This window comes from Actinomadura sp. KC06, from assembly GCF_004348735.1.
In the GTDB taxonomy this organism is placed as follows: domain Bacteria; phylum Actinomycetota; class Actinomycetes; order Streptosporangiales; family Streptosporangiaceae; genus Spirillospora.
Map to the genome: position 1 here is coordinate 1 of NZ_SMKT01000263.1, position 7,489 is coordinate 7,489.

7 protein-coding genes are annotated in these 7,489 nt (G+C 70.9%); 2 read left to right on the forward strand and 5 right to left on the reverse strand.

The features are described from left to right. Positions 1-316: 316 nt before the first annotated feature. Both E1287_RS40725 and E1287_RS40730 read right to left on the reverse strand, forming a co-directional pair. Positions 317-1,084 carry a GAF and ANTAR domain-containing protein gene (locus tag E1287_RS40725; RefSeq protein ID WP_131971079.1) on the reverse strand — a complete coding sequence of 256 codons (768 nt, stop codon included), beginning with the start codon at positions 1,082-1,084 and terminating at the stop codon, positions 317-319. A 92-nt stretch (positions 1,085-1,176) separates the two neighbouring features. After that, positions 1,177-1,815, reverse strand: coding sequence for a GAF domain-containing protein (locus E1287_RS40730; protein WP_131971081.1), 639 nt, complete (start codon positions 1,813-1,815; stop codon positions 1,177-1,179). Positions 1,816-2,311: 496 nt separating this feature from the next. Between E1287_RS40730 and E1287_RS40735 the strand changes: the two genes are divergently transcribed. Further along, positions 2,312-3,520 carry a PP2C family protein-serine/threonine phosphatase gene (locus tag E1287_RS40735; protein WP_243719783.1) on the forward strand — a complete coding sequence of 403 codons (1,209 nt, stop codon included), beginning with the start codon at positions 2,312-2,314 and terminating at the stop codon, positions 3,518-3,520. A gap of 255 nt (positions 3,521-3,775) precedes the next feature. On the opposite strand, the gene E1287_RS40740 is transcribed toward E1287_RS40735, so the two are convergent. Beyond that, positions 3,776-4,672, reverse strand: coding sequence for a tyrosine-type recombinase/integrase (locus E1287_RS40740; protein ID WP_131971083.1), 897 nt, complete (start codon positions 4,670-4,672; stop codon positions 3,776-3,778). Between the two features lie 303 nt (positions 4,673-4,975). Here E1287_RS40740 and E1287_RS40745 point away from each other — a divergent pair, with 303 nt between their 5' ends. Next, entirely contained in the window at positions 4,976-5,248 is a 273-nt protein-coding gene (locus E1287_RS40745) for a hypothetical protein (RefSeq protein ID WP_131971085.1), read from the forward strand. Between the two features lie 87 nt (positions 5,249-5,335). Here the strand turns inward: E1287_RS40745 and E1287_RS45220 are convergent, their stop codons facing one another. Continuing rightward, positions 5,336-5,575 carry a hypothetical protein gene (locus E1287_RS45220; protein ID WP_207934764.1) on the reverse strand — a complete coding sequence of 80 codons (240 nt, stop codon included), beginning with the start codon at positions 5,573-5,575 and terminating at the stop codon, positions 5,336-5,338. A 706-nt stretch (positions 5,576-6,281) separates the two neighbouring features. Continuing rightward, positions 6,282-7,484, reverse strand: a complete 1,203-nt coding sequence (locus E1287_RS40755; RefSeq protein ID WP_279508655.1) for a recombinase family protein — start codon at positions 7,482-7,484, stop codon at positions 6,282-6,284. Between the last annotated feature and the right edge of the window lie 5 nt (positions 7,485-7,489).

The following is a 7,489-nucleotide window of genomic DNA, read 5'->3' on the forward strand; positions in this document are numbered from 1 at the left end:
CCTGGTGGCCGCCCCACCGCCGCAGCGGGGGCGACCCAGGGGGCGGCCACCAGGCGCACGACCTTCAAGGTCGCGAAACGGCACGGTGATCTGAAGCAGCGCCCAACGCGCCACGATGGTCAGCCTGTCGCCGCCCCATGGCTGGTGTCGCGGCCCAGGCGGCGCGGGTGAGCACACCGCTCGCAGGCACGCACCCATATGCTCGGCGGGTCCAACTGGGCGGCCCCGCGGGCACGTGCCGGGTGTCGCGGGTTGAGGCGCACGGAGTCGACCGTCGTCCGCGCGCTCTTCGGCACCTTTCCGCCATCGTCCGCGGTCAGGTCTGGTCGGCGCGGCGGCTGGGATCGTGGGGTGGGCGCAGGGAGCTCACCACGGCGGGGTCGTCGTCGATGACGGCCTGGGCGAGGTCGGCGAGTTTGCGGTTGGTGTCGCGGGCCCGGGTGCGCAGAGCGGCGAAGGCCTGATCGAGGGAGGTCTGGTGGCGTTCGGCGAGCATGCCCTTGGCCTGCTCGATGATCACACGGCTGTTGAGGGCGATCTGCAGTTGCTGGGACAGCAGCTCATGTTCGCGGGCCGCGCGCTCGCCCAGGATGCCGATGGTCGCCACGTCGGCCATCGCCTGCCCCAGCCCCTGGATCGTGGCCGCCTCGTCGGCGGCCAGGACGACGGAGTGGGCGGTGAACAGATTCATCGCGCCGATGATCCGCTCGCGCATCCGCATCGGCAACGCCAGGACCCCGCCGTAACCGGCGTCGAGGGCCGCGGCGGTGAACAGCGGCCACTGGGCGGCTTCGGCGGCCAGGTCGGCGACCCTGATGGGACGGCCGGTGGCGAAGCAGTCCAGGCAGGGGCCCTGCCTGGACTGGAGCTGGAACAACTCCAGCAGCCGGGTCTGTTCGCTGGAGGCCGCGATCACCTGCAGCTCGTCGGCCTGGTCGGTGAGCAGGATCCCGGCCGCCTCCACCTCCAGCAGCTCCACGCAGCGCTCGGCCAGCCGGTGCAGGAACTCGATGAGATCGAAGTCGGCCACCAGGGTGTCGGCCAGCTCGACGAACACCTCAGCGAGTCGTTGTTGCTGTGGCATGGCTGCTCAATCCATTTCCTTGGCCAAGTCGCTGGGGTGTCCTGTCGTGTGACGCTGTCTATCGGTAGGCATTGTGTCGATCCATCGTGTCGTCAGTTGTCGGGGAAGTCGTCGGGGTGAAACCGCAGCCGCCGGTCCACCACCCGGCGGGCCAGCCGGGCCAGCGGGACACCATCGGTGAAGGCGCGGGCGCGCAACGCCGCGAACGCGTCCTGCAGACCGACACCGAGCTGGACCGCGACCATCCCGGTCGCCTGGTACACCTCGATCCGGCCCTCGCCCGGGCCGCCCAGCGGCCACGCCCCCTGGTCCGAGACCGCCCCGTTCGGCGGGGTCTGACCGGCGGTCAGCATCACCGCCACCGCCGTCCGGCACAGCGTCACGGCGTCGGCGACCTGCTCCCCGGTCAACGACCCCGCCCTGGCCCGGTACAGGGTGAGGGTGCCGAGCCGGATCGCCCCCACCTGCAGCGGAAAGGCGAACATCGCCCGGACCCCGGCCGCCGTGGCCACCGGCACGAACACCGGCCACCGGGATGCGCAGGCAGGCGAGGACACGTCGGCGACCAGTACCTGGCCTCCGGAGGCTCCCGCCTCGATGGACGGGCCTTCCCCCAGGGTGAACTGCTGCTCCTCCAAGAGCGCGGCCACCGCATCGGTGGCGTGCGCCCGCTGCCGCCGGTCCGGACGGGTCGCCACCGACAGCGCCGCCCCGTCCACCTCCACCGCCACCACGGCCGCCTGACACACATGCGCGGCCGATACCAGCTCACCGTCCGCGCACCCGGCGACCAGCTCCCACAACCGGGCCGCCCGCGCCTCGCCCGCCGCTGGTATGGCCGCTCACCGCCTCGCCCTGCCCGAGGCGACCGGATGGCCACGCCTCACCTCAGCCTCCCACAGCCTCCCGAACAGCGCCGCCGGGCACGAACACAGACCAGCATCGGTGACGGGGCCACTTCCGCGCGTGGACCACCGCGAGGTGAAGCGGGCAGGGCTGAATTACCAGATCGAGCACCATCTGTTCCCGTCCATGCCGCGGCATGGACGGTCGGCGGGCCGTTGCGTTCCGAGCTGGGTACCGACCTCGCCAGCCGGTCACCGCCGCCGGATGGTGACACTGGGCTTACCCAAGCTTTGAGCGTTCCTTGCTGATCGGGCAGTGCCGCCCGCTGCCCGGGGGAACAGTGAGGGGACGGAGGGGGCCGGCGAGACGGTGGATGGTGCGGTGGATCGAAGCGAGGGATTCGGCGAGCGGCTGCTGGGCCAGTTGCTGGACCGGGCGCACGAGATGCCGCCGCAGCTCATCGCACCGCTGGTGGCCGAGGAGGTGCACGCGATCGGCGGCCGCGACGTCTCGATCCTGCTGCAGGACTACGCCCAGCTCACACTGGTGTCCCTCCCGGGCCGTGGCCTCAAGGAGACCGAGCCGGTGCCGTTGGTGGGCTCCCTGGCCGGGCAGGCGTTCCTGACCGAGACCGCCGTCGAGCACGCCGAGGCGGACGGGGTGCGGATGTTCCTGCCCCTGCTGGACGGCAGCGACGAGATCGGCGTGATGACCCTCACCCTGGACGTCATCGACGATGACGACCGCCGACTGCTGCGACGGCTGGCCGGGCTGGTCGCCGACATGCTGGTCACCAAGAACAGCTATACCGACCAGTTCTTCCAGGCGCGGCGGCGCGAACCGATGAGCGTGTCCGCGGAGATCCAATGGTCACTGCTGCCCCCGCTGACCATGACGACGCCGCAGGTCGCCATCGCCGGGATCCTCGAACCCGCCTACGACGTCGCCGGGGACAGCCTGGACTACGCCCTCAACGACGACGTCCTGCACATGGCCATGATCGACGCGATGGGCCACGGACTGAACGCCGCGGTACTGGCCACCGTCGCCGTGGGCGCCTACCGGCACGCCAGGCGCACCGACGCCAGCCTCGCCGAACTGTACGCCTTCATGGACACCGCCATCGACGAGCAGTTCGGCCCCGACCACTTCGTCACCGCGCAGATGATGCGCCTGAACGTCGGGACAGGCCATCTGGAATGGGTCAACGCCGGCCACCCGGCGCCCCTGCTCATCCGGGACCACCACGTCCTGCGCGCCTTGGAGGGTCCCGGGACGCTGCCCGTCGGCATCGGCGGCTCGACACCCGTGATCAACACCCAGCGGCTCCGTCCCGGCGACCGGATCCTGGCCTACACCGACGGCCTCGTCGAAGAGCACACCGCGGGCGGGGAGCAGTTCGGCGAGGACCGCCTGATCGCCACCATCGAACACGTCGAGCCCGGCGCCGCGACCGTGCAGCAGATGGTCCGGGAGCTCTCCCACACGCTCAAGCGGGAAAGGGGCGGGATCACCAGCGACGACGCCAGCCTCTTCCTCATCGAATGGCGCGGCGGCACCGCCGACCACCTCGCCACGCCCTCGCTGTAACCGCCCGGCCCCGGTCCCGCGACACCGCCTCTCAGAGTCGAGGAGTGCGAGTAGGTGGGTGAACGGTGCTGCTCACCGACGGCCGGCTCGACGCCGGCATCGGCCCGCGCCGCGCTCGCCCCGCCCCAGATCGCCTCGCAGATGTTCTGGCACGACCCGCTCCGTGATGACTTGGCTGACCCAGATCCCACGGCGGACGGAACCACCGGACGGACCCTCGAACTCGCCCCTGCGGCCACCAGCAAGCGTGCGGGGTCATTCGTCGATGGTGAGTCGCTGGATGGCTCGCCGGCGGTCCTGCTCGGTGGGCGGACGGTGGCGGCGGGCAGTTTCCAGGGAGAGGCCGAGGAGATCGGCGACGACGACAGCGTCAGTCCCCTGGCGGGCCATCGTCTGGCCTGCGGTGTGGCGCAGCACGCGGGGGGTGAAGGCGCCGTCGCGGCCGAGGGGCAGGCCCGCGGCGTCGGCGATGGCGCGCAGCACGGTGTGGGCGGACCGCGACGACAGGCGAGAGCCCCGGCGGTTGAGGAACAGCGCCCGGCTGGTGCCGGCGCCCTTCCAGCCGGCCCGTTCGCCGAGCCACTCTTCCAGCACGGCACGAAGATTCGGATGCAGAGGCACTGCACGGAATCCGCCGTTCCTGCCGTAGCGGACGATCAGGTCGCCGCCGCGGGCCGGCAGGCGCACGTCGTCGATGTCCAGCCTGCTGATCTCCACGATCCTGGTCCCGGCGTAGTAGGCGGTGAAGGCGATGGCCTTGTCGCGCGCTGAGGCGCGGGCGGCCTCCCGCAGCAGCCCGGCCTGGTCGCGTTCGTCCAGCGCGCGCGGGGCGGCGGCCGGAGGAAGCGCGGCGCGTTCGGCGGAGGCCGGGCCGAGCCCGCGGCGGCGGTAGAAGTCGTCCACCGCGGTCAGATGCGCGTTGACGGTGGCGGGCCTGCGCTTCGCCACGGTCTCCAGGTGGACGCGGTAGGCGCGCGCTGCCAGGTCGCGGGCGTCAGGCTCGGTGAGCGGGTCGTCCTCAACCGTCTCGTCGACGTCGGCGGCGGCTAGCCAGGCAAGGTACTGGCGGACCCGGGAGGCGTAGACGCGGACCGTATCGGCGTCCAGCGGGCCATCGCACCGGGCGAGGGCGCGTTCGTACTCGGCGAACACCGCCTGCGCCTCCTCCGGAAGCGGGGTCGCGCGGGCGCCGGGCCGCCGCCCGCGGCCGCGTCCATGGCGCTGTCCAGGGGCTTGTTGCAGGTTGCCATGCGGGCGCCGCGGGTCATCGGCCCCGGGCTGCGGGAGCTGGGGTCCAGGCGAGGACGGAGTATCGGAAGGCACCTTGGGAAGTTTACTTCAGATATTCCGCAATATCGGAATTCTCGAAGTAGGGTGAAGGTATCCGGCAACGACGACATCCCCGCCCTGAGGGTGACCCGCCACACCGGCTCACCTCACAAGAAGGGGACGGTCATGCCGATCTTGAATCGTGCTCGTCGACCCGATCTGCCCGGGACGATCCCGGACGGGTCGGCTTCCCGGATGAACCAGGTCTGGCCGGCTGTGATCGCGCTGGCCGCGGTGATCGTGTTCATCGTCTTCCTGGTCCTGGCCGGCCTGCCGATGGCTCTGGCCATGGCGCTGACGACCCTGGTCGCCGGCGCGATCCTCGTCACCCTGGTGACCGGGACCGCCTGGCTCACCGGGCTCCGCCGCCTCGCCCCGCAGCTGCGGGGACGCCACTGATCGGTCCGGCCGGCCCGTCCCGATCGACAACCCACCCCCGGGGGGACCGCCCCGCGGCCCCCGGGGAAAGGGGAACAGCGCCGGGCGCTATTGAGGCGGTCGGATCTTCGCCGCCGCGTCATGGAGCAGGCCGGGCGCCAGTCGGCGATGGACGGCGGACAGCGGGGACCACAGGAGACGGCCAGGGATCCGGTCGTAACGGAGGATGGTCGCCAGCGACACGCGCCCGTCAGCCGCCTGGACGAGGAGGTTGCCGGTCAGGAACCAGGAGGCGGCCTCGAGCCGGATCCAGTTCTGGCCGCGCCCGGTGATCTGCCATCCGGCCACGGTGTCCGGCGATCGGCCGCTTGGCGAGCCGCAGACCCGAGCAGGACGCGCCAGATCAGCCGTTCCTGGAGGGTGGGGACGTCGCCGAGCATCGCCCGGGTCCACTGTTCCGGCACCGCGTCCCTGTCCGTGGTGAGGGTGAACATATCGGCGTGGCCAACGCATTTACCGTCAGCAGACGGCTGCCCGGCGGCAACGCCGGATTCCGCGAGGTCTCGCTACGAAGCAAGAGCGTCGAACTGCCAGCGCGGCCGGCCTGCTTGACCAACCGTCCCCACCGCTCGCTGCGCCCGAACTGACCGACGATCACCTTCCCCGGTGGCAGATCCCCCGCCGACGTGCGGTTGGCCACCGCCCACTGCCACGCGCGCAACTGGACGTCCGGATCTGCTGTTCTCACCGTACGGTGAAGAATGTGTTGGCTGTCCCCACGCGGTATCGACTCCGTCACGCCCCGTGGGACGGCTCCGAGGCACGAGAGCAAGCCGCGGACGCTTGGAGTCTTCTCGGAGTTCCGGGCCGAGCGGCTGGCTGCTTCAGAGCATCCTCTGCGGGGTGCTGTGGCCAGGCGGGTCCTCCATGAGAGTCCTCAGAGGGTCGACGAGTCGCCGTGGGGCCTATGGGCGGTCTTAGAGGTCCTATGCGCGGCATCCGACCGGCATGCTGCTCACCGACCCGCACGGTCGGGTACTGCTGGTCAAACCCGCTACCGCGACGACTGGGGGCACCCGGCAGCGTCGCCGAGGAAGGCGAACCCCGCACCTGGCGTGCCGCCGGGAGATCGGTGAAGAACTCGAGACCTGGACCGCCCCGCCTGGCCGACGTGCTCACCAGGACCGGGCTGGACGGCCCGCGTGGGCCTGGCGGCACGGATCGTCTGCGCCGCTAGAAAGTCCTCGTCGCTGACCAGCGCAGGATGCAAAGACCGCTCAGAGATCACCCACTCCTGCACCGGGTTCCATCGCCGCACCACACCTTCCCGTCTGCCGCCAGGGCCTGCTGAGTCGCGGTCGGTTCGCTGCCGGTTCCACACCTGACGCCCGGTATAGCGCGGGTTCCCCAAGATCGCCGCGACCGTGCCCAGCGTCCATGCCTCACCGCTTCGGTGCCGGTTGCGGTCAGGATCGACATGGGATGGGCACGGCACGCCCCGCTCGTTGAGGGCACGCGCGATACCGGCCATGCTCCACCCTTCCAACCGGCGCGCGAAGATCCACCGGACATGCGCAGCAGTCACCGGATCGGCTCCTAGACGGCGCAGCCACCGCCCCCACCCCGCATGCACCCGGTTCGGATGCGGGCCGCCATCCACCAGCCGGTACCCATACGGCGGCCGGCCTCCCATGAACCGGCCCTGCTCACACGCCTGCGCCCGCATCGCCGCCAGCACCCGATGCCGAGACCGCAACACCTCCCGCTGCGACTGCGCACCCAGCAGCCTCATCAGGACCTGATGTTCCAGGCTGCCGGGCTCTACCGGTCCGGCCGCCTCGGGCAGCCATACCTGTATTCCGAGCCGCTGCAGCAGCGGCGCCATCTCGGAGAACTGATCACCGGAGAACGCCCGCTCGTACTCTCCGACCACCATCGCATCCAACCTGAGCTTCGGATCGGCCAGCTCGGACAGCAACGCGGCGGCTTGCGGACGCTCCGTCCACGACAGCCGCCGCGAGCACCCCGCATCGAAGAACTCCGCCACGATCACACCCCGGCCCGCGACGAGCTGCTCGGCAGCCTCGCGCTGCCAGCCGATCGATGAGGCCCGGTCCTGATACTCCACCGTCGACATCCGCCCATAGAACGCAAACCGCAACCTCGGCGAAGCTACACACCCCTCCCCGGAACGCGGCGTCCTCCGCCTTGCCTGACCAATCCGATCCCCGAACGCATCAACGTCCCGACGCCGCACCGCAC

What these genes read in the sequence shown, in the direction of transcription:
- E1287_RS40725 (WP_131971079.1), bottom strand. Translation starts at nt 1,084, where the DNA reads ATGCCACAGCAACAACGACTCGCTGAGGTGTTCGTCGAGCTGGCCGAC.
- E1287_RS40745 (WP_131971085.1), top strand. Translation starts at nt 4,976, where the DNA reads ATGCCGATCTTGAATCGTGCTCGTCGACCCGATCTGCCCGGGACGATC.